The organism is Streptomyces sp. CB02959 (genome assembly GCF_002803155.1).
Taxonomy (GTDB): domain Bacteria; phylum Actinomycetota; class Actinomycetes; order Streptomycetales; family Streptomycetaceae; genus Streptomyces.
In genome coordinates, this window is sequence record NZ_NNBP01000021.1 from 159,717 (window position 1) to 185,223 (window position 25,507).

The window sequence follows — 25,507 nt, forward strand, 5'->3', positions numbered from 1 at the left end:
CAAGCGGTCAGCGAGCCGTATCGCGGGCCGGACGCCCCGGCTCCGTACGAGCGGCAGACGCCGGCACCGTCACTCCGCGGCGGCCGGCGCCGTCGGCACGCCCATGATCTCCCGGGCGTGCCGGTCCGGCACCATGCCGAGCCGCCATGCCTGCCACCCCGTCTCCGGCTCCACCCCGCGCTCCAGCAGCAGCCCGAACGTCTGCGCGCAGTCCTCCAGCTTGGCGTCCCGGCCGTCGTGCCGCTCCCGGACCAGCTGCGCCAGCTCCTCCTGCGCCACCGCCGTGCCGACCACCGAACCGCCCGGTGAGGCGAACGGCAGCAGCGTGCACCGCAGGAACCGCGCCCAGTCGGTGCCGCGCCGGTCGCCGTAACCGGCGAAGAGCTGCCCGGCCTCGTCGGCCAGCGCCAGCGCCTGGGCGGTCCGGCCGTTGCCCGCATCGACGATCACCAGCTCCAGCACGGACCACGCCTCACCGTGCGCCACCCCGATCCGCTGGAAGTCCTTCCGGGCGTCCTGGAGCAGTTGCCGGGCGAAGCCGCTGTTGCGCAGCGAACCGGTCTGCTCGGCCCGCAGGTCCCGGGTCACCCGGCCTGCGTGGTGCCGGGCGCAGGCCAGGCCGTAGCCGTCGTGCATCCGACTGAACATGTTCCGCGAGCGCTCCAGCTGGCGCAGCGCCTCATCGCGCTCCCCCCGCTCCTCCAGCGCCTGGCCGAGGTAGTACATCGTCCACGCCTCACCGCGGGCGTCCTCGTGCTGGCGGTGCAGCGGCAGCGCCTGGCGCAACTGGTCCACGGCCGGGCCGGGGTCGCCGGCCACCAGCCGAGCCCGCGCCAACTGGGTCATCGCCCAGGCCGTACCGCGGTCGTCGTGCGTACGGCCGTACAGCTCCAGGGCGGCGTGCAGTGCGGCCTCGGCGGCCGGGACGTCGCCCTGCCGCAGATGGACCTGGCCGAGCTGGAAGTGCGCCCACGCCTGGCCGTGCAGGCTCTCGCTCTCCTCATGGAGCACCAACGACTCCCGCAGCATCTCCAGCGCCTCGGGGAGCCGGGCCCGATCCCGCTCCACCGCCGCCAGGGCGTGCAGCGTCCACGCCCGGTCGCCGCGCATCTCGGGACCGGCCTGGAGGTCCAGCGCCTCCCGCAGCTTGGCCGCGGCCTCGGTCAGACTGCCCTGCTGCTGGAGCGTGATGCCCAGGTCGCGCAGCGCACGGGCCGCGCCCACCGGGTGCTGCGCCTCGAAATAGAGGTCGACCACCGACGACAGGGTCGTCCGGGCCCGGTCCAGCTCGCCCAGCTGGCGGGCCGCGACACCCGTCCGCCACTGCACCGAGCGGACCAGCATCCCCTGGCCGGCCGCCCGGGTCAGCTCGCTCAGCTCGCCCAGGCGGTAGAGGTCGCCGCGCAGCAGGCAGTAGTCGCACAGCGCGCCCAGCAGGTGCGAGACGGTGTCCTGGTCCACGTCCTGATCGGCGTGGCGCAGGGCGGCGGTGATGAAGCTGGTCTCGTCGTCCAGCCACTGCAGGGCCGCGTCCAACGACGCGAAACCGTGCGGGCCGAAGCGGTCGGCGCGGGTGGACGTATTGCCGTCGACCAGCCGGATCACCGCGTCGGCCAGCTCCGCGTAGCCGCGGATCAGCCGCTCCTGGGCCGCGGCGCGCTCGGCCGGCTCCTCCTCGTCGGTCAGCCGGTCGTGCGCGAAGTGGTGCACCAGGGGGTGCAGGCGGTAGCGGGCGCCGCGGACGTGCTCGATCAACCCGGCCTCGGCCAGCGAGGTGAGCTGCCGCTTCGCCTCCGCGTCCGGGACCCCCAGCAGCGCCGCCGCGGCGGCCGCGCCCAGGCTCGCCCGGCCCACCAGGGCCAGCCGGCGCAGCAACTGCCGGGCCTGCGGCGGCTGGTCGGCGTAGCGCAGCGCCAGGGCCCGCTCCACCGGTGCCGCCCCGCCGACCGCCGCCAACTCCCGCGCCAGCGTGGCGGGGGAGTGGTCGCCCAGTGCGGAGCCGATCACCCGCAGCGCCAGCGGCAGCCCGGCGCACAGCTCGGAGATCCGGTCGATCGACTGCGCGTCGTACGGGCCGGCGCCGTCGGCCGGCTCCTCCCCGGCGGGCGCCGCCGACCGCAGCAGCTCCTCGGTGCCCGCCGCGTCGAGCGCCGCCACCGGCAGCTGGTGCACCCGCGCCTCCAGATCCGCGGGAAGTTCGAGCGGCGTGCGGGAGGTGACCAGGACCAGGCTGTCGGAGCGGTCCGGCACCAGGGCCCGCACCTGCTCCGCATCCGCGGCGTCGTCCAGCAGCACCGTCACCGGGAGCCCGGACAGATGCTGGTGGTAGATCTCGGTGAGCCGCCTGACGTGCTGCTCCTGCGAGGGGCGCTCGCGGAACAGCAGCTGCTCGCGCGGCGCGCCCAGGCGGTTGAGCAGGTGCAGCAGCGCGTCCCGGGTCGGCAGTGGCACCTCGCCGGGGGTGTCCCCCCGCAGATCCACCAGACACGCGCCGCGGAACTGATCGCGCAGCTGATGCGCCGCCCGCACCGCCAGTGCCGTCCGGCCCGCGCCCGGCTCGCCGTGCAGCACCACCACGATCGGCCGGGTCTCCGTGCTGGCCCGGCCGGCCTGCACCCACTGGGCGATCTGCGCCAGCTCCGTCCGCCGCCCGGCGAACGGGCCGTCCGGCTGCGGGAGTTGCGCGAACGACCGCTCCAGGACCGACCGCCGGCGGGCCGCCGCACTGCGGTCCGCACCGCGCAGCTGCGGCCCCCGGGAGACCTTCCCCGCGGGCTGGGCGGAGGACGCGCCGCCGCTCCGGGCCGCCGCGCTCAGCATCCGCTGCTGGTCCAGGAACGGGCGGATGCCGCGCACCTCCAGTGCCGTCAGCCACTGGAGCCGGAGCTGCTCCGGCCCGCCGGGCTGGCCCCGCATCCCGGCCTGGCGGTGCGCCGCCGGGAAGTGACCGGCGGTCAGCTTCACGACCGTGGCCGCCGCGCCCGCCACCAGCGCCGCGGCGCCCGCCCCGAGCGCCGGTCCGCCACCCGTGCCGTACGCCAGGTCCGCACCGAACGCGGCCACGGCGGCCACCGCCGACGCCACCACCGGGGTGCCCAGCTCCCTGCGCGACAGCCGCTCCGCGAGCGGCCGCCGGCCGGCCGCCGCCTCGTCCAGCGCGCGGACGTATGCCGCGTACTCCTCCGCCGCGGGGGCGGTCAGCTCGTCCAGGGCCGCCCGCGCTCTGCCGAGCAGCGCCGGCCCGTCGAGCCGGCCGCCCGCGCGGCGCGCCTCCTCCTCGACGGTCCGCGTCAGCAGCTCGTCCGCTTCCTTCCGGTGGCCGTCCCGCAGTCCAGCCAGTTCGCCCGGCATGCCATCCCCCTCCAACAGTCGCCAGCAGTCCTGGCGGTCCAGCGGTCGCCGGCGGATCACCCCTACCCGCCGGCGCGTCCCCGCGCCCTCGCGGCCCGCCCCGGCGTGATCACCGCCGTCCCCACAGTGTTTCGCGTCCGGGCGGTTTCCGGCAGGGCTGTGGATAACTCCCGCCTCTCCCGGAATCCGCTGCCCCGTTGGGAGAGGATGGCCCCATGCCGAACCGCCTGGCTCATGAGACTTCCCCGTATCTGCTCCAACACGCCGACAACCCCGTCGACTGGTGGCCGTGGTCCCCCGAAGCGTTCGAGGAGGCCCGGCGGCGCGGCGTGCCGGTGCTGCTCAGCGTCGGCTACAGCTCCTGCCACTGGTGCCACGTCATGGCCCACGAGAGTTTCGAGGACACAGCCGTCGCCGCGCTGCTCAACGAGCACTTCGTGGCCGTCAAGGTCGACCGCGAGGAGCGCCCGGACGTCGACGCCGTCTACATGGAGGCCGTGCAGGCCGCCACCGGCCAGGGCGGCTGGCCGATGACCGTGTTCCTCACCCCCGACGCCGAGCCCTTCTACTTCGGCACGTACTTCCCGCCCGAGCCGCGCCACGGCATGCCCTCCTTCGGGCAGGTCCTCGAAGGGGTCCGGGGGGCCTGGACCGACCGGCGCGACGAGGTCGGCGAGGTCGCCGGCCGGATCGTCGCCGACCTCGCGGGCCGCTCGCTGGCCGAGTCGCTGCCCGCGGGGGACCAGCGGCCCCCGCGCCCCGAGGAGCTGCACGCCGCCCTGATGGGGCTGACCCGCGAATGCGACGCGGTGCACGGCGGGTTCGGCGGCGCGCCGAAGTTCCCGCCGTCCATGGTCCTGGAGTTCCTGCTCCGCCACCATGCCCGGACGGGTTCCGCCGGCGCCCTGGAGATGGCCGAGTCGACCGCCGCTGCGATGGCCCGCGGCGGGATCTACGACCAGCTCGGCGGCGGTTTCGCCCGCTACTCCGTCGACCGGGAATGGGTCGTTCCGCACTTCGAGAAGATGCTCTACGACAACGCCCTGCTGTGCCGCGCCTACGCCCACCTGTGGCGCGCCACCGCCGACGGCGCAGCCGCCGGCGGACTCGGCGACCTGGCCCGGCGGATCGCCCTGGAGACCGCCGACTTCATGGTCCGCGAACTCCGCACGGAACAGGGCGGCTTCGCCTCCGCGCTGGACGCCGACAGCGACGACGGGACGGGGCGGCACACCGAGGGCGCGTACTACGTGTGGACACCGGAGCAGTTGCGCGCCGTCCTGGGGGAGAAGGACGCCGAGTTCGCCGCCACGTATTTCGGCGTCACCGAGGAGGGCACCTTCGAGGAGGGCGCCTCCGTGCTCCAACTCCCCGACACCCACGGCCCGGTGGACGTCGAGCGGGCGGCGTCGGTGAAGGAGCGGCTGCTCGCGGCCCGTGCGGAGCGTCCCCGCCCCGGGCGCGACGACAAGGTCGTCGCCTCCTGGAACGGGCTGGCCATCGCCGCACTCGCCGAGACCGGCGTCTACTTCGACCGCCCCGACCTGGTTCAGGCCGCCACCGACGCCGCCGACCTGCTGGTCCGCGTCCACATGGACTGGCAGGCCCGGCTGCACCGCACCTCCCGGGACGGCACGGCAGGCGCCAACGCCGGCGTCCTGGACGACTACGCGAACGTCGCCGAGGGCTTCCTCGCGCTGGCCTCGGCCACCGGGGAGGGCGTCTGGGTGGAGTTCGCGGGCTTCCTCCTGGACACCGTCCTGGTGCAGTTCACCGCCCCGGACGGCACGCTCTACGACACCGCCGCGGACGCCGAGCGGCTGATCCGCCGCCCCCAGGACCCGACCGACAACGCCACGCCCTCCGGGTGGACCGCCGCGGCCGGGGCGCTGCTCTCGTACGCGGCGCTGACCGGCAGCGCGCTCCATCGGGACGCCGCGGAACGCGCCCTGGGCATCGTCACCGCCCTCGGCAGCCGGGCGCCGCGCTTCATCGGCTGGGGGCTGGCGGTCGCCGAGGCCGCCCTGGACGGGCCGCGCGAGGTCGCGGTGGTCGGCCCGCCGGACGATCCGGCCACCCGCGCGTTGCACCGCGCCGCGCTGCTGGGCACCGCCCCCGGGACGGTGGTGGCGCTGGGCGCCCCCGAGGGGGACGCCGCCGCAGAGGTGCCGCTGCTGATGGCGCGCCCCTTGGTCGACGGCAAGCCGGCCGCCTACGTATGCCGGCACTTCACCTGCGAGCGGCCGACGACGGACCCGGAGGAACTGGCGGAGCGGCTGCGGTCCTGAGGCGGTGCGGCGGGGCCGCGGCCCGTAGGGCCTGCCGTCGTGTCCCCCGGCGCCGTGCGGCCCGGCCGGCCCCGCCCCCGCCTCAAGTCCTAGGACCAGCGACCGGATTGAACTTGACGTGTGCGTCAAGTTCTAGCCTCGGGGCATGACGAACCGCACGCACCGCGAAGTCCGCCTGGCCGCCCGTCCCACAGGTCCCGTCACCGACGACCTCTTCGAGATCGTGGAGGTCCCCGTCCCGGAACCGGCGGCGGGCCAGGTCCTGGTACGCAACTCCCTGATGGCCGTCGCCGCCGTGATGCGCACCCTGATGGACGAGGTCACCACCGTCCCCATGCCGTCCTTCGGGATCGGCGAGGCGCTCCACGGGGCGGCCGTCGGCGAGGTGGTCGCCGCCCCCGGGACCGACCTCCGGCCCGGCGACCTGGTGGAGCACCGCCTCGGCTGGCGCGAGTACGCCCTGCTCGACACGGGAGAGGTCCGGCGCCTCACCCCCGGCGAGCTGCCCGACCCGGCCGGCTACCTCTCGCAGGGGCCCACCGCCCTGATGGGCATCGACCGCGGCGCCCAAGTGCGACCCGGGGACACGGTGTTCGTCACCGGGGCGGCCGGCGGCGTCGGCTCGCTGGCCGGGCAGATCGCCAAGCTGCGCGGCGCCGCGCGGGTCATCGGCAGTACCGGATCGCGGGAGAAGGCCGACCGGCTGCTCAAGGAGTTCGGCTACGACGCGGTGGTCGTCCGCGGCGCCGGGCCCATCGAGGAGCAGCTGCGCGCGGCCGCCCCGGAGGGCATCGACGCGCTCTTCGACAACGTGGGCGGCGAGCAGCTCCAGGCCGCGATCGCCGTCGCCAACCGCGGCGCCCGGCTCGCCCTCGTAGGTGCGCTCTCCACCCAGCTCGCCGACGGGGCCACGTCCACCACGCCGATCGACACCCTGTCGCTGCTGTCCCGGAGCATCACCCTGCGCGGCGTCGCCCTCTACGACCACCTGGACCTGATCCCGGAGTGGAACGAGCTGTTCGGCCAGGGGCTGCGCGACGGCACCCTCACCTTCCCGCACTCCCGGCTCCACGGCATCGAGCAGGCCTCGCGGGCGCTCCAGGACCTGATCGCGGGCCGCCATCTGGGCGCCGTACTGGTGGAGTTGTGAGGCGCGGCCCACGGGCGAGGGGCCGCTGCCGGGCGGTACCGGGTGCTGTCATTCCTCCGGGTGAATTCCGATCCGGAGGTAGCCTGCAAGGGTGACGACCTTGCTCGGGTACCGCTCGCTCGTCCAGGAGGCCGCGGCGCTGCGGTCCGGTGTGGACGACCCCCTCGACGCGGTGCGCCGCACCTGCGACCGGATCGACGCCGTGGACCCCAGGATCCAGGCCTTCGTGCCGGAGCCGGGGCGCCGTGAACGGTTGTCGGCGGCGGCCCGGGAGCTGGCCGCGGCCGGTCCACCGGGCCCCGCCGGGCGCCCCGCGCTGTACGGCATCCCGGTCGGCATCAAGGACATCGTGCACGTCGACGGGCTGCCCACCCGGGCGGGTTCGGCGCTGCCGCCCGAGGAGCTGGCCGGTGCGCAGGCGGCCGTCGTGGACCGGCTGAGCGCCGCGGGGGCGCTGATCGCGGGCAAGACGGTGACCGCGGAGTTCGCGGTGACCGCCCCGGGGCCGACCCGCAATCCGCACAACCCGGCGCATTCGCCCGGGGGTTCGAGCAGCGGCTCGGCGGCCGCGGTCGCCGCCGGGATGATCCCGCTGGCCATCGGGACGCAGACGGTCGGTTCGATGATCCGGCCCGCCGCCTACTGCGGAGTGGTCGGTTTCAAGCCGACCTACGGGCGGATCCCCCTCGACGGGGTGATCCCGAACGCGAGCAGCTTCGACACCCTCGGGTGCTACGCGACGGAGCTGGCCGGGATTGCGCTGGCCGCGCCGGTGCTCTGCGACGGATGGCGGACCGCGGACGGCGACGGGCCGGTCCGGCCGCCGGTGCTGGGCGTACCGGCCGGCCCCTATCTGGAGCGGGCCGACGAGGAGGCGCTGCGCGCGTTCGAGGCCCAGCGGGAGGCGCTGGCGGCGGCCGGCTACGAGGTCCGCGAGGTGCCCGTGCTGGCCGACTTCGCGCAGATCGTCGAGCAGCTCTTCACCATGAACCGCTACGAGGTCGCACGCGCCCACACCGAGTGGTTCGCGCGCCACACCGGCCTCTACCGGGAGCAGACCACGGCCGCCATCCACCAGGGGCAGCCCATCGGGGACGCCGCCTACCAGGCCGCCCGGGAGCGCCGAGCCGCCTTCCGCGAACGGCTCGCGGCGGACGGGGCGGACGCCGGGATCGACCTGTGGATCGCCCCGGCGGCCACCGGGCCGGCGCCCGCCGGCCTCACCACCACGGGCAGCTCGATCATGTGCCTCCCGTGGAGCAACGCCGGACTGCCGTCGCTCAGCCTGCCCGCCGGCCGGGCCGCCAACGGGCTGCCGCTGGGGCTCCAGTTGGTGGGCCGCTCCGGTGCCGACGAGTCGCTGCTGGCCTGGGCGGACGGCATCGAGCGGGTACTGAACGGGACGGCCGGGGCGCCCGGCGGACCGACGGGCGGACGCCGGGCCCGGTCGGCCTGACGCACCATCACGGGGGACTGGGGGGACGGCGGATGCGTATCGGGGACGCCGCGGCGGCGGCCGGGCTGACGCCGCGGGCGCTGCGCTACTACGAGCAGCAGGGGCTGGTGACGGCCCGGCGGATGCCGTCGGGCCACCGGGAGTACGACGCCGAGGACGTCCGCCGGCTGCGGGCCGTCCGCGAACTGCGCGAGGCGGGGCTGACCGTCGGCGACGTCCGGGCCTTCGCGCACCTCCTGCACACCCTGCCGCCGACGGGCGTACCGGACCTGATCGGGACGGATCCGGGCTCGGAGCGCTGCGCGGCCGCCGAGGCGGTGGCCCGGCGCCGGCTGGCCGAACTCGACGGCCACATCGCGCGGCTGTCCCGGCTGCGGGCGCGGCTGGCCGCGCGCCTGGGGGAGCCCGGGGGCCGGCCGGGCGGTCCGGGGTGGAGCGGTTCGGATGCGGAGGGCCGCTCGCTCAGAGCGTGAGCCCGTGGGCCAGGACGTCCATCGACCGGTGGATCAGCTCTTCCGGGCTCGCCGTCCGGCTTTCCTCGGCCCAGCGCAGCATCGCCTCCTGGAGGGCGGCCAGGGCCGCCGCGCCGATCACCCGGATGCCCAGGTCGTCCGCCGGCCGGCCGGTGCGCTCGGCCAGTGCGGTGCTGATGGTGTCGATGTGCCGGGCGGTGAGTTCCGCGGTGCGGCCCCGGACGGCGGGCACGTCGCGGATCAGCCGGATGCGCTGGAGGAGTTCCTCGCGGTCGGTCGCGCTGATGCCGCGCATGATCCCGACCGTGACGTGCCGCAGGGTCTCGGCGAACGGCTCGCCGGCCGGCCGGGCCCGGATCCCGTCCGCCAGCAGGGCGTTGTACTCGTCGGTGAGGACGATGTCCTCTTTGGCGGGGAAGTAGCGGAAGACCGTGCTGGGGGAGACCTCCGCGGCCTCGGCGATCCGGTCGGTCGGGGTCGCGTCGTAGCCCTGCGCCGCGAAGAGCCGCAAGGCGGCCCGGCGGATCGCCTGCCGGGTCTGGATCTTCTTCCGCTCGCGCAGTCCGGGCTTCGGCTGACCGGGTGGCGCGGTGGCGGAGGTGCGTGCGGGGAGCATGCGGCTCATTGTCCCCGCCGATCGGGTGGCCGACGCATGACGCATTGACGGAGCTCTGATTGTCGGTGGGGTGTGTCACGCTGTGATGCGGGAATGATTACCGTCAGTGACACTCGGAGGGGGGCTCGTGATGCGACCCGCGATTCATGTGTATGCCGTGCTCGCCGCCGTGCTGTGCGTGGGCGGCTTCCTGCTGGGTGGTGGCCTCTGGGTGGTGGCCTGCTGGTGACGGCCCTGGTGCTGGCCGGGCTGGCGGCCCTGGCGTGGCATGTGGCCGCGGCCTCGCGGCCGCGGGCGCGGTGGCGTGCGGCGGTGGCCGGGCAGCCGGCCGGGAGACCCGGCGGGCCGGCCGACCGGCTCCGGCCCGCCTCAGGGATGCGAATACGCGACGAGCGAGATGCCCACGTAGTGCACGACGAAGGCCGCCAGGGTGAAGGAGTGGAAGACCTCATGGAAGCCGAACCACCGCGGTGACGGGTTGGGGCGCTTGATGCCGTAGATCACGCCGCCCGCGCTGTAGAGCAGCCCGCCGACGATGACGAGGACGAGGACGGCGATGCCGCCGGTGCGCAGGAAGTCGGGCAGGAAGAAGACGGCGGCCCAGCCCATCGCGATGTAGCAGGGGGTGTAGAGCCAGCGCGGGGCGCCGACCCAGAAGACCCGGAAGGCGATGCCCGCCAGTGCGGCGGCCCAGACCGCCCAGAGCAGCACCTGTCCGCGGGTGCCCTGCACCAGCAGCAGGGTCAGCGGCGTGTAGGTGCCGGCGATGATCAGGAAGATGTTGGCGTGGTCGAGCCGGCGCAGTGCTCCGTCCATCCGCGGGCTCCAATTGCCGCGGTGGTACAGGGCGCTGACGCCGAACAGCAGGCAGGCGCTGACCGTGTAGATCGCGCAGGCCAGGCGGCCGCGGGGGCTGTCGGCGAGCGCGGTCAGGACGATGCCGGAGAGCAGGACGGCGGGGAACATTCCGGCGTGCAGCCAGCCGCGCAGTTTCGGCTTGAGCGGCGCGGCGGCGGCCGAGGCGACCGCGGACCCGGTATCGGTCCCGGACGGCGCGGCAGGGGGGCGGCTCTCGGCGGCGTCAGGCGCGGAAGTCATGGCGCAATGCTACCTACGCAACCGTAAGTTACGGATTCGTCCGGAAGTGGTGACGGTCACCACTGTGCCCCCTGGACAGAACCGAATCAGGGTCGGATGATCAAATGAGTGCGGTCGGCACCGGATGAGCGGTCACGAAGCATCCGGGTCGCAGCCCCCAAGGGGCAGATAAGTAAAAGCAGCGGTTTCCTTGACTTATGTACGGGAAGCCGAAGAAACCCCTCATCTAGGAGCGATCGTGGCGCGCGACAACGCGGCTCCCACCCCGACCCGGCACCAGGCCCTGATCGACTGGGTCGACGAGATAGCGGCGATCACCCAGCCCGACCGGGTCGTCTGGTGCGACGGCTCGGAGGCGGAGTACGAGCGGCTGTGCGAAGAGCTCGTCGAGAAGGGCACGTTCAAGAAGCTCGACCCGATCAAGCGCCCCAACTCGTACTACGCCGCGTCCGACCCGACGGACGTCGCGCGTGTCGAGGACCGCACCTTCATCTGCTCGGAGAAGGAAGAGGACGCCGGCCCGACCAACCACTGGAAGGCCCCCGCCGAGATGCGGGAGATCTTCACCGGTGAGAAGGGCGTCTTCCGCGGCGCGATGAAGGGCCGGACGATGTACGTCGTCCCGTTCTGCATGGGTCCGCTCGGCTCCTCCCTCTCCGCGATCGGCGTGGAGATCACCGACTCCGCCTACGTCGCCGTGTCGATGCGCACCATGACGCGGATGGGCCAGGCGGTCCTCGACGAGCTCGGTGAGGACGGCTTCTTCGTGAAGGCCGTGCACACCCTCGGCGCGCCGCTGGCCGAGGGCGAGCAGGACGTGCCGTGGCCGTGCAACTCCACCAAGTACATCTCGCACTTCCCGGAGTCCCGCGAGATCTGGTCGTACGGCTCGGGCTACGGCGGCAACGCGCTGCTCGGCAAGAAGTGCTACGCGCTGCGGATCGCCTCCGTCATGGCCCGCGACGAGGGCTGGCTGGCCGAGCACATGCTCGTCCTGAAGCTGACCCCGCCGCAGGGTGAGGCCAAGTACGTCGCCGCCGCGTTCCCGAGCGCCTGCGGCAAGACCAACCTGGCCATGCTGGAGCCGACGATCCCGGGCTGGACGGTCGAGACCATCGGCGACGACATCGCCTGGATGCGGTTCGGCGAGGACGGCCGGCTCTACGCGATCAACCCCGAGGCCGGTTTCTTCGGCGTTGCGCCCGGCACCGGTGAGCACACCAACGCCAACGCCATGAAGACCCTCTGGGGCAACTCCGTCTTCACCAACGTCGCCCTCACCGACGACGGCGACGTGTGGTGGGAGGGGATGACCGAGGAGACCCCGGCCCACCTGACGGACTGGAAGGGCAACGACTGGACGCCCGAGTCCGGTGTCCCGGCCGCGCACCCCAACGCCCGCTTCACCGTGCCCGCCGCCCAGTGCCCGACCATCGCGCCCGAGTGGGAGGACCCCAAGGGTGTGCCGATCTCGGCCATCCTCTTCGGCGGCCGCCGGGCCAGCGCGGTGCCGCTTGTCACCGAGTCGCTGAGCTGGCAGCACGGTGTCTTCCTGGGCGCCAACGTGGCGTCCGAGAAGACCGCCGCGGCCGAGGGCAAGGTCGGTGAGCTGCGCCGCGACCCGTTCGCCATGCTGCCGTTCTGCGGCTACAACATGGGCGACTACATGGCGCACTGGATCAAGGTCGGCGCGGACAAGGACCAGGCGAAGCTGCCGAAGATCTACTACGTCAACTGGTTCCGCAAGGACGACGCGGGCCGCTTCGTGTGGCCGGGCTTCGGCGAGAACAGCCGGGTGCTCAAGTGGATCGTCGAGCGGCTGGCGGGCACGGCCGAGGGCGTCGAGACCCCGATCGGCGTGCTGCCCACCAAGGGTGCGCTGGACACCGAGGGCCTCGAACTCTCCGAGAAGGACCTGGACTTCCTGCTCACCGTCGACAAGGAGGTCTGGCGCGAGGAGGCGGCGCTGGTCCCCGAGCACCTGAACACCTTCGGCGACCACACGCCCAAGGAGCTGTGGGACGAGTACCGCGCGCTGGTGCAGCGGCTCGGCTAGTCCTCGCTCGCCGGGCGGCGCGAGGCGCGCCGCCCGGCCCGAGTCACGCCCGCCCGGGGTCCGCACGCAGTGGTGCGGGCCCCGGGCGGGCGTATGTGGTCCGCTGTCGGCGTTTTCGGGCGTGTCGGGCGTGTCGGGCGTGTCCCGCCGGGGCGCGCCCGGTGGGACACCGGGTGGCGGTCAGGCGGTGGCGAGATCCCGGCCGCTGGCGTCGTGGGCGGCCAGCCGCTCCTCGGCCAGTGCGATGGCGCCGGCGTCGTCCCGCGAGGTGGCGACGGCCAGGGCGTTCCCGGCGAGGGTGTGGGCGCGCTGCTGGAGGGCCGGGATCCGCGCCGGGTCGCCTCCGTCGGTGGGTTCGGCTCGCAGCGGGTGGTGGCCGCTCAGCCGGGCGACCTCGGTGGCGATGCGGTCGGCCGCCGAGGCCAGGGCGGCGCGCTCGGCGCCGCAACCGGTCAGGGCGTGCAGCTCGTCGGTGACGGTGAGCAGGGCGGTCAGCTGCCCGGCGAGCCGGATGTCCAGCTCCTCCTCGCGGGAGCGGTGCGGGATCCCCGGGGCGACGGCCATGCTGTGGACCGACTTGGTGCGGATCGGTTCGTACATGGGACGGCCTCCTGAAAACGTCTAGGAGGCCATCCTAGCTTAGACTCTGTCTAAAGTTGTGTTCCGTATAGAAGTCGCTGCGGCTCAGTACTGTCCGTAGCCGTCGAGGAAGGCGCCGATCCGGGTGACGGCGTCCGCCAGATCGTCCTTGTTCGGCAGCGTGACCAGGCGGAAGTGATCCGGCTCGGGCCAGTTGAAGCCGGTGCCGTGGACGATCATGATCTTCTCGGCGCGGAGCAGCTCCAGCACCATCTGCCGGTCGTCCTTGATCTTGTACACCTTGGGGTCCAGCCGGGGGAAGGCGTAGAGCGCGCCCTTCGGCTTGACGCAGCTGACGCCCGGTATCCGGGTCAGCAGCTCGTAGGCGGTGTCGCGCTGTTCCAAGAGCCGGCCGCCGGGCAGCACCAGGTCGTTGATCGACTGCCGGCCGCCGAGGGCGGTGGCGACCGCGTGCTGCGCCGGCATGTTGGCGCACAGCCGCATGTTCGCCAGGATCGTCAGGCCCTCGATGTACGAGGAGGCGTGCGCCTTCGGGCCGCAGACCGCCAGCCAGCCGCTGCGGTAGCCGGCGACCCGGTACGCCTTGGACAGGCCGTTGAAGGTCAGCGTCAGCAGGTCCGGGGCGAGCGCGGCGAACGGGGTGTGGGTGACGCCGTCGTAGAGGATCTTGTCGTAGATCTCGTCGGCGCAGACGATCAAATTGTGCCGGCGGGCGATCTCGGCGATGCCGCGCAGCAGCTCGTCGTCGTAGACCGCGCCCGTGGGGTTGTTGGGGTTGATGACGACGATGGCCTTGGTGCGGTCGGTGATCTTGCGCTCGATGTCGGCGAGGTCCGGCATCCAGTCGGCCTGCTCGTCGCAGCGGTAGTGGACCGCGGTGCCGCCGGAGAGCGAGACCGACGCCGTCCACAGCGGGTAGTCCGGGGCCGGGACCAGCACCTCGTCGCCGTCGTCCAGCAGCGCCTGCATCGACATCTGGATCAGCTCGGAGACGCCGTTGCCCAGATAGACGTCGTCGACGGAGAGTTCGACGCCCTTGGTCTCGTAGTGCTGCACCACCGCGCGGCGGGCCGAGAGCAGGCCCTTGGCGTCGCCGTAGCCGTGCGCGGTGCCGACCGAGCGGAGGATGTCCTCCAGGATCTCGGGCGGGCAGTCGAAACCGAAGGCCGCCGGATTCCCGGTGTTCAGCTTCAGGATGCGGTGACCCTGCGCCTCCAGCCGCATGGCCTCCTCAAGCACCGGGCCGCGGATTTCGTAGCAGACGTTGGCGAGCTTCGTTGACTGGATCACCTGCATGACGGCCACTCTACGGGCGCGTAGCGCCGGCCGCCGGGTGGTTTTCGCCACGTGGCAGGCGGATGGCGCGGAATCGTTCGCCCGGTGTGCCCCGCATTACGGGTGCTGATTTCGTGGCGGGGGCGCCGGCGGTCCGTTCGGGCCGGTACGCCGGATGGGGGAAGCGGGCGGGGGCGCTAACCGTGCCGGCCCGGGGTGCGCCGGACCGCGCGGCCCGCCAGGACGTCGGTGCGGCGGCCGTCCTCGATGACGAAGCGGCCGTCGATCAGGACGTGCGGGATGCCGGTGGGCAGGGTGCGCGGGGCGTCGAAGGTGGCGCCCGCGGCGACCGTCTCCGGGTCGAAGAGGACCAGGTCGGCGCGGTACCCCTCGCGGACCAGGCCGCGGTCGGGCAGCCGCAGCCGGGCGGCCGGGCGCGAGGTCAGGTGCGCCACGCACTCCTCCAGGGACAGCACGCCCAGCTCGCGGACGTACCTGCCGAGGTACTGGGGGAAGGTGCCGTACGCCCGCGGATGCGGTTTGGCGCCCTGGAGGATGCCGTCACTGCCGCCGGTGTGGACCCGGTGCCGCATGATCTGCCGGACGTTGTCCTCGTGTCCGACGTGCTGGAGGATCGTCGGGCCCAGCCGGTCGGCGCGCAGCAGGTGGCGGGCAGCGTCCCAGGGCTCCACGCCGCGCTCGGCGGCGCCGCGGGCGACGGTCGAGCCGACCCAGCCGGCCAGTTCGGGGTCGGTGACGCCGGAGATCTCGATGGTGTCCCAGTCGATGGGGACGCCGTGGCAGCCGTCCGACCCCTCGACCTCCAGGGCGTGCCGGACGGCCGCGGCGGTGGTGTCGTCGGCCAGCCGCGCCAGGACCGCCTCCGGGCCGCCCTCGCCGGCCCAACTGGGCAGCATCGCCACGAGCGTGGTGCAGCCGGGGGTGTACGGATAGGTGTCCAGGGTGAGGTCGGCGCCGCCGTCCAGGGCCGCGTCCAGGAGGGCCAGGAGTTCGGGCGCCCGGCCCTCGTTGACGCCGAAGTTCATGGTGGCGTGGGCGAGGTGCAGCGCGCAGCCGGCCTCGCGGGTGAGGGCGATCATCTCCTCGTACGCGGCCAGGGCGCCGGCGCCGTAGGAGCGGTGGTGCGGGCAGTAGTAGCCGTCGTAGCGGGCCACCACCCGGCACAGCTCGGTCAGTTCGGCGTCCGAGGCGTACATGCCCGGGGTGTAGGTGAGGCCGGAGGAGAGGCCCACCGCGCCCTGCTCCAGGCCCGCGGCGACCAGCTGCCGCATCCGGTCGAGTTCGGCGTCGGTGGCCGGGCGGTCGTCCCAGCCGACGGCGAGCATCCGGACGGTGCCCTGGGGGACGAGGTAGGCGGCGTTGACCGCGATGCCCGCGCCGTCGAAGCCGTGGTCCAGGCGGTCGAGGTACTCGCCGACGGTGCGCCAGGTGAAGGGGAGGGCGTCGTCGTCGGGGCCCCCGCCGTTCCAGCCGGCGATCTGGGCCCGGACCGCGGTGAGCGTGCGGTCGTCGACCGGGGCGTAGGACAGGCCGTCCTGGCCGAGCACTTCGAGGGTGACGCCCTGGGCGGCCTTCGCGGTGTGCGCGGGGTCCCGCAGCAGCGCCAGGTCGCTGTGCGCGTGCATGTCGATGAAGCCGGGGGCGAGGGCGAGCCCGGCGGCGTCCACGGTGCGGGCGGCGGACGGGCGGGGGCCGCCGGCCGCCTCCCGGTGGACGGTGGCTATCCGGCCGCCGGCCAGGGCGACGTCGGCGCGGTAGGAGGGGCCGCCGGACCCGTCGATGACGCGTACGTCGCGGAGCACGGTGTCCATGGGCGGGCTGCCTCTCTCGGGCGTTCCCGGGGGCTCCCGGGGCCGGTCGGCCGGCGGCGGGTCAGGGGGTGATCAGGGTTCTCTCGGGGGTTTCTCGGGGGTGCTCCGGGGCGGTCGGAGCACCCCCGGCGGGTATCAGAAGAACGTGCGGACGAAGTCGACGACCGTGCCGTCCCGCTCGACCAGCGGGATCAACTGCCACTTGTCGAAGGAGGTGCAGGGGTGCGACAGACCCAGCGCGACCCAGTCGCCGACCTCCAGGTCCCCGGCGTGCTCGGTCTGCACCCAGGCGTGCTGGTCGGAGAGTTTGGTGACGGTGAGGCCGGTCGCCGGGCGCACGGTGCCGTCCCGGCCGGAGCGCACGACCTGCGCCTGCGGCAGGTCGAGGTCGTACGCGGCGTCCCGCTTGCCGGCGTTGAGGAACGCCTGCTCGGGGGTGGGCCGGGAGACGACCTGCGCCCAGAGCCGGAAGGCCGGCTCCAGCGCGCCCTCGTCCGGTACGCGGTTGAAGGGCGTGAGGTGGCGGTAGTGCCCGTCGTCGTGCGAGACGTACGCGCCCGAGCGCAGCAGCTTCAGGACCGGCGCGGAGAGCTCGGGGAGGTCCGCGAAGACCTCGGCGACCGCGTCGAACCACGCGCTGCCGCCGGCGCTGACCACGATCTCGTCGAGGTCGGCGAAGCGACCGGCGGCGTCGAGGTCGGCGGCCAGCCCGACCAGCCGGCGCACCCACGCGGTGACCCGCTCGTGGTCGGCGCTCGGCACCTCGCCCTCGTAGCCGGCCACGCCGACCAGGCGGAGGGTGTCCACGCCCGCGATGGCGTCGGCCAGTTCGCGGCATTCGGCCTCGGTGCGGACCCCGGTCCGGGCCCCTTCGCCGGCACCCAGTTCGATGACGACGTCCACCGGGCGGGTGGCCTCGGCGGCGCGCAGGGCGGCGTCCATCAGCTCGATGCCGCGCAGCGAGTCGACGTAGCAGACGAAGTGGAAGTCGGGGTCGGCGGCCAGTTCGCCGGCCAGCCAGTGCAGCGCGGGGGCGTCGACGACCTCGTTGGCCAGGAAGATCCGCTGGATGCCGAAGTCGCGGTAGACGCGCGCCTGGTGGGGTACGGCCGCGGTGATCCCCCAGGCGCCGTGCGCCAGTTGGCGGGCGAAGAGCTGCGGGGCCATGGAGGTCTTGCCGTGCGGGGCGAAGGCCAGGCCGTGCCGGTCGGTGTAGGTCTCCAGGAGGGCGAGGTTGTGCTCGACCGACTCGGCGGAGAGGGCCAGGACGGGGGTGGTGAAGCCGTCGGTGAAGAGGTTGCGGCGCTCGGCGGCCAGCTCCCCGACGGTGTGCCCGGCGGCGTCCGGCGGGAGCGCTTTGAAGCGGTGATCGACCTTGTCGTCCGCGAGGTTCTTGACTTCCTGCGCGAGCCGCTCGCCGGCCATGGAGCCTCCTCGAAGAGTGTGTTGCAGAGTGTGTTGCACCCTCTGCAACACTCATTGCGCATATCGCTTGGAGCTGTCTAACATCCGAGCCATCGCCCGGTCAATGGTGGGAAAACGTCGGGGCCGACCGCGCGAAACGCGCCGCGGGCGGACGGAAAATCCCGCCCCGCACCGACCGGGAGACGGTCCGGTCCCCGCGGTACGGCGAACCCCGCGCCGAGCCCTCCCGCGGGCTCCCGGCAGGGGACTCCCCACTGGCGGCACAGCGAAGGAGCGCAACCGATCGTGACCAGGTCCTCGAACGCCGGCGCCACCCCCGTCCCGGCGGCCGGCGCCGCCCCGGACGTCGATGTCGTCTGCCTCGGCGAGTCCATGGTCACCTTCCTGCCCACCGCCCCCGGGCCGCTCGCCGACGTCCCGGCCTTCGAGCGCGCCATCGGCGGCGCGGAGTCCAACGTCGCCTGCGCCCTCGCCCGCGCCGGCCACCCCACCCGCTGGATCTCCCGGGTCGGCGCCGACGGGTTCGGCGACCACCTCGTCCGGGAGATCGCCGGATACGGCGTCGACACCCGCGCGGTCCGCCGCGACCCCGCCCGCCCCACCGGCATCTACTTCCGCACCGCGGGCGACCGGGCCACCGACACCCACGAAGTGGCCTACTACCGCGCCGGATCGGCCGCCTCCGCGATGGCCCCGGACACCATGGACCCGGCCGCCCTCCGCACCGGCCGGGTGCTCCACCTCTCCGGGATCACCGCCGCCCTCTCCGCGGACTGCCTCGCCCTGCTGCGCACCCTCATGTCCCACCCGTCGCCCGACCACCACCCCTCATGGCCGCCGCTCCACGCCGACGGAGCTCCTTCGGTGGCCGGGGGCGACGACCTCCCCGCCGCCCCCGGGCGCCCGCTGATCTCCTTCGACGTCAACTACCGGCCGCACCTGTGGTCCGGCGTGCCGGGCCCGCAGGTCCTCCTCGAACTGGCCCGCACCGCCGACGTGGTGTTCGTCGGCGCCGACGAGGCGCTGGCCGCCTGGGGCCTGCCCGACCCCCGGGCGGTCCGGGCGGCGCTGCCCGAACCGGAGACCCTGGTCGTCAAGCTCGGCAAGGCCGGGGCGCTGGTCTTCCGGCGCGCCCCGGGCGGTGCCGGCCGCGACGAGGAGCCCGCCGGCACCCTCGTGCCCGCCCCCACCGTCGACGTGGTCGCCGCGGTCGGCGCCGGCGACGCCTTCGCCGCCGGATTCCTCTCCGCCGCCCTGCGCGCCCTGCCGCTGCGCACCCGGGTCCGGCACGGCCACTTGTGGGCCGCCGCCGCCCTCACCGTCCCCGGCGACCTCGCCGCGCCCCCCTCCCGGGCCCTGGCCGACCGTCTTGCCGCGCTCGACGACGACGCCTGGGGGACACTGCACCTCGGCCCCGGCTGGACGGACGCCAGGGAGGCCGCGGACCAGGAGGTACCCACGCAGTGAACGAGCGCAGCGAGAAGACCGTCGACAGGTGCGCCCCCGGCGAAGGCAGGGCCGAGCGGAGCGGGGTGCGGACATGAGCCAGACCGTCGACCGGGCGCTGAGCATCCTGCCGCTGCTCGCCGAGGGACCCGCCGACCTGGGACAGGTCGCCGACCGGCTCGGCGTGCACAAGTCCACCGCGCTGCGGCTGCTGCGCACCCTCCACGAGCACGGCCTCGTCTACCGCCAGCCCGACCAGCGCTACCGCCTCGGCGCCCGGCTCATCGCCCTCGCCCAGGAGGCCGTCGAGAACCTCGACGTCCGCGAGATCGCCCACCCCCACCTCGTCGAACTCAACGAGAAGTGCGGCCACACCGTCCACCTCGCCGTCTACGAGGAGAACGAGGTCCTCTACATCGACAAGGTCGACAGCCGCTATCCGGTCCGGATGTACTCCCGGATCGGCAAGCCGGTGGCGATCACCGTCGCCGCGGTCGCCAAGCTGCTCCTGGCCGACCTGCCCGAGGCCGAGCGCCGCGCCGTCGCGGACAAGCTCGACTACCCCCGCTACACGTCCCGTTCGACGTCCGACGCCGCGGCCTTCCTGGCCGAGCTGGCCAAGGTGCGCGAACAGGGGTGGGCCACCGACCTCGGTGGCCACGAGGAGTCCATCAACTGCGTCGGCGCCCCCATCCGGGGCGCGGACGGACGGGTGGCGGCCGCCATGTCGGTCTCCGCACCGAACGTCGTCGTCAGCGCCGAGGAACTCCTCAGCCTGCTCCCGCTGGTGCGCCGCACCGCCGACGCCATCAGCCGGGAGTACTCCGGCACCACAAGCCCCGGCCTCCGGCCGGCCCCGTGAAGCACGTCTGAAGGACACACATGAGCGAGAAGATCGCCCTCACCCCGGCCACCCACACCACCCCGCCCGCGAAGTTCTCGCACGGCGTCAAGAAGGGCAACATCCTCCAGGTCGCCGGCCAGGTCGGCTTCCTGCCCGCCGCCCCGGGCCGGCCCCCGACGCCGGCCGGCCCGACGCTGCGCGAGCAGACCCTCCAGACCTTCGCCAACGTCCGGGCGATCCTCGAAGAGGGCGGCGCGACCTGGGACGACGTGATGATGATGCGCGTCTACCTCACGGACGTGGACCACTTCGCCGAGATGAACGAGATCTACAACGCCTACTTCGAGGAGCAGGGCCTGACGGCTCCCGCGGCCGCCCGCACCACCGTCTACGTCGGCCTCCCCAAGGGCCTGCTCATCGAGATCGACGCGCTCGCCGTCCTGAACTGAGGCACCAACCCCCTTGCACCGCCCGCCGTTAGCCCGCCGTTCGCCGCACGGCACGGCACCCCGTACGACCGGGGTGCCGTGCCGCGGTCCCCCCTGCCTGGACACACCCGGCCCGACAACGGAGTCACCCATGGTCCTCGCCGCCGCGCACCCCGCCCCGCCGCCACCGCACACCGGTGGACTACTGGCCCTGATACCGGGCACGCCCGGCCTCCTGACCGTCGCCGCCCTCGGCATCGCCCTGCTGCTCTTCCTGATCATGAAGGTCCGGCTGCAGCCCTTCGTCGCCCTGCTCGGCGTCTCCATCGCGGTCGGCCTGGCCGCCGGCCTCTCCGTCACCGAACTCTTCGGCACGGTCCAGAAGTCCGACGCGGTCTCCATGATCGAGACGGGGATGGGCGGGATCCTCGGCCACGTCGCGATCATCATCGGTCTGGGCACGATGCTCGGCGCGATCCTCGAAGTGTCCGGCGGCGCCGAGGTGTTGAGCGCCCGGCTGCTGGCCCTCTTCGGCGAGCGGCGCGCCCCGCTGGCGATGGGCCTGACCGGCCTGATCTTCGGCATCCCGGTCTTCTTCGACGTCGGCATCTTCGTCCTGGCGCCGCTCGTCTACGCCGCCGCCAAGAAGAGCGGCAAGTCGATCGTGCTGTACGCCATGCCGCTGCTGGCCGGTCTGTCGATGACGCACGCGTTCCTGCCGCCGCACCCCGGACCGGTGGCCGCGGCCGGCCTGTTCAAGGTCGACCTGGGCTGGGTCATCCTGATGGGCGTGGTGTGCGGGGTGCCCGCGGTGCTGGCGGCCTGGGGGTACGCCGCCTGGATCGGCAAGCGGCTGTTCGTGCCCGTCCCGCAGGACATGGCGGAGGCCGCGGAGGAGGCCCGGGCCGCGGTCGCCGCCGAGCAGGCGGCGCACGGGGGCCCCTCCTGCCCGGAGCCCGCCGGAGGGCCCGGGGGCGGCGCGCCGCGGGAGCGGCCGGTCGCGCTGGGCACGGTCCTGGCCATCATCGGCACCCCGCTGGTGCTGATCCTGCTGGCGACCTTCTCCTCCGTCGCGCTGGCCCCCTCCGCGGGCCGCTCGGTCGTGGAGTTCTTCGGCCACCCGTTCGTCGCCCTGACCCTCGCCCTGCTGCTGGCCTACTACCTGCTGGGCGTGCGGCGCGGCTGGTCCCGCAAGTCCCTTGAGGCGGTCTCCACTTCGTCCCTCAAGCCGATCGGGAACATCCTGCTGGTCGTCGGCGCGGGCGGGATCTTCGGCGCGGTCCTCAAGGGCAGCGGGGTGGCCACCGCGCTGTCGGACACCTTCCACCACGTCGGCCTGCCGGTGATCGTGCTGGCCTACCTGCTCTCGCTGGTCCTGCGGGTGGCCCAGGGCTCGGCGACGGTGGCGATCGTGACCACCGCCGGGATCGTGCTGCCGCTGGTCGAGGCGCAGGGGCTCTCCCAGGCCCACCTGGCACTGGTCATCATGGCGATCTCGGCCGGCTCGATCTTCGCCTCGCATGTGAATGACGGCGGATTCTGGATGGTCGGCAAGTACTTCGGGATCTCCGAGCGCGACACGCTGAAGTCCTGGACGGTCCTGGAATCGGTGCTCTCGCTCGCCGGGTTCGCGATGGCGGCGCTGGTCAGCCTGCTCGTCTAGGAACGCGCGGCGCGCCCTGCCGACGGCGGCGCCCCGGAACACGACGGGGTGTTCCGGGGCACCGCCGCATCGCGCCCGCGGTGCGGGTGCCGGCTGAAGTCGAGGTGGCCGAAAGGGCGTTACGGGGTAGGGAATCCCGGTGTCCGCTCGTGCGCGCGGCGCCGGTCGGTCACCGATTTTCGGAAATTCCTTGCCGCGCGGTCCACGTCAGCGAACAATGCGCATGACAAATCCGGTGCGGCGGAAGGGAACTGACGCCGCGACTTCCGGACACAGAGCTGAGAGGACCCCCCACATGTATCGACCTCTCGTCGGCACCCTGGCCACCGCCGTGCTGGGAGCCGCCGCGCTGGTGACCGCCGCCGCCCCGGCGGGCGCCGCCCCGGCCGGTGCCGCCGCGCACCACAAGCCCAAGCCCCCGCAGACCAAGGCCGTCGACTTCGCCGGCACGGTGGCGCTGGACGACTGCTCCGGTTCGATCGTCAAGATGCCCACCTCGCAGCCGAACGACCCGGCGCTGGTGATGACCAACGGCCACTGCCTGGAGAGCGGCATGCCCTCCCCGGGCCAGGTGATAGTCGACCAGCCCTCCAGCCGCAGCTTCACCGTCCTGGACAAGTCCGCCGGCGACCTGGGCACGATCCAGGCCACCAAGGTCACCTACGCGACGATGACCGACACCGACGTGACGCTGTACGAGACCGGCTCGACGTACGCGCAGATCGAGCAGAAGTACGGCATCAAGCCGCTGGAGCTGTCCACCGACCACCCCGCCAAGGGTGCCGGGATCACGGTCGTCTCCGGCTACTGGAAGAAGACCTACACCTGCAGCATCGACGGCTTCGTGCCCACCCTCAAGGAGGGCGGCTGGACCTGGAAGGACTCGGTCCGCTACACCCCGGAGTGCAAGACGATCGGCGGCACCTCCGGGTCGCCGGTGATCGACAACGCCACCGGCAAGGTCACCGCCGTCAACAACACGGGCAACGAGAACGGTGAGCGCTGCACCGAGAACAACCCGTGCGAGGTGGACGAGAACGGCAACGTCACCGTCCACAAGGGCATCAACTACGCCGAGGAGACCTACTCCATCCCCAAGTGCTTCGGCACCGGCAACAAGCTCGACCTGAACGCCGCGGGCTGCACCCTGCCCAAGCCGTCCGGCATCCGCCGCTGACCGCGAGCCGCCAGGAACCGGGTCCCGTGCACCGCGTGCACGGGACCCGGCCTTTAGGGGGGTGGCGTCAAGGGGAGGGCGCCGGCTACGGCAGCCCGTGGACGTGGCCGCCCACCTGGCTCGCGAAGGCGCCGCCGTTGGAGGCGTCCCAGTTCGTCGACCAGGTCATCGCGCCCCGCAGCCCCGGATACGTCCGGGACGGCTTGAACGAGCCGCAGTTGTTCCCGGTGGTCAGGCAGTCCAGCGCCGCGTTGACCACCGACGGGGACACATAGCCGCCGCCCGCCGCGCTGGGCGACGCCGGCACGCCCAGGCCGACCTGCGACGGGTCCAGCCCGCCTTCCAGCTGGGTGCAGGCGAGCGCGGTCAGGAAGTCCACCGAGCCCTGGGCGTAGACCTTGCCGTCGCAGCCGTTCATCGAACCGCTGTTGTAGAACTGCGTGTTGACGACGGTCAGGAAGTCCTTGATACCCAGTGCCGTCTTGAAGTACTCGTTCTGCGGCGACAGCATGTCGATGGTCTGCGGGGCCATCGTCACCACAACGCCGGAGTGCTTGGCGTGGACGGCCTTCAGTGCCTGCGTCATGTAGGTGGAGTTGAGGCCGTTCTCCAGGTCGATGTCGACGCCGTCGAAGCCGTACTCGTCCATCAGGCCGTTGATCGAGTCGGCGAAGTTCTGTGCCGACGTGCCGTCGTTGACCGACACCGCGCCCCTCTCGCCGCCGACCGAGAGCACCACCGACTTGCCGGCCGCCTGCTTGGCCTTGATGTCCGCCTTGAAGTCGGCCGCCGACCCGTAGCCGACCGCCGGGTCGAGGGTGAAGGTGACGGCGCCCGGCTGCCCGGTCGTGTCGGCGAAGGCCACCGCGATGATGTCGTAGGCGTCGTCGACGTCCTTCAGCTTCTGCACGGTCGCACCGTTGTTGAAGTTCTGCCAGTAGCCGGTGAGGGCGTGCCGGGGGACGGCCGCGGTGCGGGCCGTCGGGCCGGACGCCCCGACCGCTGCGGCGGGGCCGGCGGCGACCAGCCCGGCGGCGGCCAGGACGGCGGCGGTCACCCCGGCCAGCACCCGGCCGCGGGCGCGTCCCGCCCTCGTCGTACCCCTCTTCCGTGTGGTGCCGAACATCCCTGCCGTACCTGCTCTTCCGCGTGCGCGAACCACGACTGCCTCCGTGTGGGGGGTGGTTGGGGGAGTGGTGCCGTGTGCGCTCAGGGGCCCCTGGGCTTGCCGTCCAAGGTGGTCCAGACCAATAAACGGTGTCAAGGGTCCGGTCGGAAGCGGGTGTTCCGATGGTCGCCGCTTGGGCGGTATGCGGGGTTTCCCTGTGGACCGGCGGGCAAGACGAGTAGCCCAGAACGTGTTCTCCGGGACGTATCTCTGTGGATAAAGTGCTGAGCGTATGGCGCCGATGGCGCAGAGCTGTGCCGATCCGCGGTCCCGGGTACCCCGGAGGCCGGAAGGAGTGGGGGAGCGACGTGCCGACCGCCATTGCAGTCACCAGCCCGGACCTCGCGCTGCCTGCGACCGATCGGCGGACGCCCGCCGCGGTCGTCCTCCGCGCCCCGCACCTCCAGCCGTTGGACGAGGCCCTGGCGGAGACCAGCGCGGTCCTGGAGCACCACGGCCACCTCGTCGTCCTGTACTCCGCCGCCTGCCCGCCGGAGCACGTCCGCCGGCTGCACACCCTGCGCGCCGTCCTGGAGAGCGACCGGATCGCGATCCTGCCCAGCGCCCTGCCGCCGCTCGGCGTCGCCGTACTCGCCCGCCAGCTCCGCCAGTTGTCGGTGTGCGGCTTCAGCCCCGGCGTGCTGGCCTGCGCCGCCCGGCTGCTGGCGCACTACGTCCACGCCGGCGCCCTGCTGGGCAGCGTCAGCGGGCTGGACCGGGTCGAGGTGGACCTGCGCGCCCACATGAAGTCCTGGCTGCCCGGCGCGCACTTCGCGGTCCTCGCCACCCCGCAGCCGCAACTGCTCCACCTCGACCGGCATAGCACCCACGCCGGACTCCGCCCGCCCGGCTTCGCCACCCAACTCGCGGTCGCCCGCGGCCAGCTGACCGCCGACTGGGTGACCACCGCCCTGGCCCCGGCCTGGCAGGTGCAGGGCGTCTACGAGGCGCGGCTGCCCTCCGACTCCGCCCGCTGGTGGGGCACCCAGAAGCTGATCGAGTTCGCCGCCGCCATCCCCGATCCGGCGCTGCTCAGCCGCCTCGTGGCGTCCGTCCGGCGCGAGGAGTGCGGCTGGTGCGGCCGGGAAGTGCTCGGCGACCGCTGCGCGTTCTGCGCGGCACCGCTGGCCCGGGACCGGGCGGGCGGCGGCACCGCCGGGC

18 protein-coding genes and 1 pseudogene are annotated in these 25,507 nt (G+C 73.3%); 11 read left to right on the plus strand and 8 right to left on the minus strand.

Translation table 11 applies throughout. The annotated features are described in order from the left end of the window. Positions 1-69: 69 nt before the first annotated feature. Entirely contained in the window at positions 70-3,351 is a 3,282-nt protein-coding gene (locus CG747_RS30560) for a tetratricopeptide repeat protein (protein WP_100605078.1), read from the minus strand. 215 nt (positions 3,352-3,566) lie between these two features. On the opposite strand from CG747_RS30560, the gene CG747_RS30565 reads away from it, so the two are divergent. The 4 genes from CG747_RS30565 (at position 3,567) to CG747_RS30580 (ending at position 8,718) form a co-directional block, all read left to right on the plus strand. After that, positions 3,567-5,639, plus strand: coding sequence for a thioredoxin domain-containing protein (locus tag CG747_RS30565; RefSeq protein WP_100605079.1), 2,073 nt, complete (start codon positions 3,567-3,569; stop codon positions 5,637-5,639). A 145-nt stretch (positions 5,640-5,784) separates the two neighbouring features. Next, positions 5,785-6,789, plus strand: a complete 1,005-nt coding sequence (locus CG747_RS30570; RefSeq protein ID WP_100605080.1) for an NADP-dependent oxidoreductase — start codon at positions 5,785-5,787, stop codon at positions 6,787-6,789. 91 nt (positions 6,790-6,880) lie between these two features. Beyond that, the gene (locus CG747_RS30575; protein WP_100605081.1) at positions 6,881-8,245 is read left to right on the plus strand and encodes an amidase; all 1,365 of its coding nucleotides are present in this window, start codon (positions 6,881-6,883) and stop codon (positions 8,243-8,245) included. 32 nt (positions 8,246-8,277) lie between these two features. Further along, on the plus strand, positions 8,278-8,718 hold the full coding sequence (locus tag CG747_RS30580; protein WP_100605082.1) for a MerR family transcriptional regulator: 441 nt from the start codon (positions 8,278-8,280) through the stop codon (positions 8,716-8,718). Here CG747_RS30580 and CG747_RS30585 read toward each other — a convergent pair. Next, positions 8,708-9,334, minus strand: coding sequence for a TetR/AcrR family transcriptional regulator (locus CG747_RS30585; protein WP_100605083.1), 627 nt, complete (start codon positions 9,332-9,334; stop codon positions 8,708-8,710). The two genes, CG747_RS30580 and CG747_RS30585, sit on opposite strands and share 11 nt — an antisense overlap. A gap of 369 nt (positions 9,335-9,703) precedes the next feature. Further along, positions 9,704-10,432, minus strand: coding sequence for a hemolysin III family protein (locus CG747_RS30590; RefSeq protein ID WP_100605084.1), 729 nt, complete (start codon positions 10,430-10,432; stop codon positions 9,704-9,706). A gap of 238 nt (positions 10,433-10,670) precedes the next feature. Here CG747_RS30590 and CG747_RS30595 point away from each other — a divergent pair, with 238 nt between their 5' ends. After that, a complete protein-coding gene (locus CG747_RS30595; protein WP_100605085.1) occupies positions 10,671-12,488 on the plus strand; it encodes a phosphoenolpyruvate carboxykinase (GTP) in 1,818 nt (605 codons plus the stop codon). Between the two features lie 180 nt (positions 12,489-12,668). On the opposite strand, the gene CG747_RS30600 is transcribed toward CG747_RS30595, so the two are convergent. The 4 genes from CG747_RS30600 to CG747_RS30615 all read right to left on the minus strand — a co-directional run bounded on the left by CG747_RS30600 (position 12,669) and on the right by CG747_RS30615 (position 17,620). Further along, positions 12,669-13,088 carry a hypothetical protein gene (locus CG747_RS30600; protein ID WP_100605086.1) on the minus strand — a complete coding sequence of 140 codons (420 nt, stop codon included), beginning with the start codon at positions 13,086-13,088 and terminating at the stop codon, positions 12,669-12,671. An 84-nt stretch (positions 13,089-13,172) separates the two neighbouring features. Beyond that, complete coding sequence (locus tag CG747_RS30605; protein ID WP_100605112.1) at positions 13,173-14,384, minus strand: pyridoxal phosphate-dependent aminotransferase; 1,212 nt, start codon at positions 14,382-14,384, stop codon at positions 13,173-13,175. Between the two features lie 176 nt (positions 14,385-14,560). Continuing rightward, entirely contained in the window at positions 14,561-16,195 is a 1,635-nt protein-coding gene (locus CG747_RS30610; protein WP_100605087.1) for an amidohydrolase family protein, read from the minus strand. Positions 16,196-16,330: 135 nt separating this feature from the next. Further along, a complete protein-coding gene (locus tag CG747_RS30615; protein ID WP_100605088.1) occupies positions 16,331-17,620 on the minus strand; it encodes an amino acid deaminase in 1,290 nt (429 codons plus the stop codon). A 372-nt stretch (positions 17,621-17,992) separates the two neighbouring features. On the opposite strand from CG747_RS30615, the gene CG747_RS30620 reads away from it, so the two are divergent. The 5 genes from CG747_RS30620 to CG747_RS30640 all read left to right on the plus strand — a co-directional run bounded on the left by CG747_RS30620 (position 17,993) and on the right by CG747_RS30640 (position 23,178). Then, the gene (locus tag CG747_RS30620) at positions 17,993-19,087 is read left to right on the plus strand and encodes a sugar kinase (protein WP_374701841.1); all 1,095 of its coding nucleotides are present in this window, start codon (positions 17,993-17,995) and stop codon (positions 19,085-19,087) included. A 73-nt stretch (positions 19,088-19,160) separates the two neighbouring features. Next, positions 19,161-19,928, plus strand: coding sequence for an IclR family transcriptional regulator (locus CG747_RS30625; RefSeq protein ID WP_100605090.1), 768 nt, complete (start codon positions 19,161-19,163; stop codon positions 19,926-19,928). Between the two features lie 20 nt (positions 19,929-19,948). Then, on the plus strand, positions 19,949-20,359 hold the full coding sequence (locus CG747_RS30630; RefSeq protein ID WP_100605091.1) for a RidA family protein: 411 nt from the start codon (positions 19,949-19,951) through the stop codon (positions 20,357-20,359). 130 nt (positions 20,360-20,489) lie between these two features. Continuing rightward, positions 20,490-22,001: a GntP family permease gene (locus CG747_RS30635; RefSeq protein ID WP_100605092.1), complete on the plus strand. Its 1,512-nt coding sequence runs from the start codon at positions 20,490-20,492 to the stop codon at positions 21,999-22,001. Positions 22,002-22,296: 295 nt separating this feature from the next. Beyond that, complete coding sequence (locus CG747_RS30640) at positions 22,297-23,178, plus strand: serine protease (protein ID WP_100605093.1); 882 nt, start codon at positions 22,297-22,299, stop codon at positions 23,176-23,178. 85 nt (positions 23,179-23,263) lie between these two features. Here the strand turns inward: CG747_RS30640 and CG747_RS30645 are convergent, their stop codons facing one another. After that, a complete protein-coding gene (locus CG747_RS30645) occupies positions 23,264-24,304 on the minus strand; it encodes a chitinase (RefSeq protein ID WP_100605094.1) in 1,041 nt (346 codons plus the stop codon). A gap of 350 nt (positions 24,305-24,654) precedes the next feature. Between CG747_RS30645 and CG747_RS30650 the strand changes: the two are divergent. Beyond that, positions 24,655-25,507: pseudogene (locus CG747_RS30650) on the plus strand (hypothetical protein); the annotation flags it as partial.

What these genes read in the sequence shown, in the direction of transcription:
- CG747_RS30630 (WP_100605091.1), top strand. Translation starts at nt 19,949, where the DNA reads ATGAGCGAGAAGATCGCCCTCACCCCGGCCACCCACACCACCCCGCCC.
- CG747_RS30565 (WP_100605079.1), top strand. Translation starts at nt 3,567, where the DNA reads ATGCCGAACCGCCTGGCTCATGAGACTTCCCCGTATCTGCTCCAACAC.
- CG747_RS30590 (WP_100605084.1), bottom strand. Translation starts at nt 10,432, where the DNA reads ATGACTTCCGCGCCTGACGCCGCCGAGAGCCGCCCCCCTGCCGCGCCG.
- CG747_RS30635 (WP_100605092.1), top strand. Translation starts at nt 20,490, where the DNA reads ATGGTCCTCGCCGCCGCGCACCCCGCCCCGCCGCCACCGCACACCGGT.
- CG747_RS30560 (WP_100605078.1), bottom strand. Translation starts at nt 3,351, where the DNA reads ATGCCGGGCGAACTGGCTGGACTGCGGGACGGCCACCGGAAGGAAGCG.
- CG747_RS30645 (WP_100605094.1), bottom strand. Translation starts at nt 24,304, where the DNA reads ATGTTCGGCACCACACGGAAGAGGGGTACGACGAGGGCGGGACGCGCC.
- CG747_RS30625 (WP_100605090.1), top strand. Translation starts at nt 19,161, where the DNA reads ATGAGCCAGACCGTCGACCGGGCGCTGAGCATCCTGCCGCTGCTCGCC.
- CG747_RS30620 (WP_374701841.1), top strand. Translation starts at nt 17,993, where the DNA reads ATGGTCACCTTCCTGCCCACCGCCCCCGGGCCGCTCGCCGACGTCCCG.
- CG747_RS30580 (WP_100605082.1), top strand. Translation starts at nt 8,278, where the DNA reads ATGCGTATCGGGGACGCCGCGGCGGCGGCCGGGCTGACGCCGCGGGCG.
- CG747_RS30610 (WP_100605087.1), bottom strand. Translation starts at nt 16,195, where the DNA reads ATGGACACCGTGCTCCGCGACGTACGCGTCATCGACGGGTCCGGCGGC.
- CG747_RS30605 (WP_100605112.1), bottom strand. Translation starts at nt 14,384, where the DNA reads ATGCAGGTGATCCAGTCAACGAAGCTCGCCAACGTCTGCTACGAAATC.
- CG747_RS30585 (WP_100605083.1), bottom strand. Translation starts at nt 9,334, where the DNA reads ATGCTCCCCGCACGCACCTCCGCCACCGCGCCACCCGGTCAGCCGAAG.
- CG747_RS30570 (WP_100605080.1), top strand. Translation starts at nt 5,785, where the DNA reads ATGACGAACCGCACGCACCGCGAAGTCCGCCTGGCCGCCCGTCCCACA.
- CG747_RS30600 (WP_100605086.1), bottom strand. Translation starts at nt 13,088, where the DNA reads ATGTACGAACCGATCCGCACCAAGTCGGTCCACAGCATGGCCGTCGCC.
- CG747_RS30615 (WP_100605088.1), bottom strand. Translation starts at nt 17,620, where the DNA reads ATGGCCGGCGAGCGGCTCGCGCAGGAAGTCAAGAACCTCGCGGACGAC.
- CG747_RS30640 (WP_100605093.1), top strand. Translation starts at nt 22,297, where the DNA reads ATGTATCGACCTCTCGTCGGCACCCTGGCCACCGCCGTGCTGGGAGCC.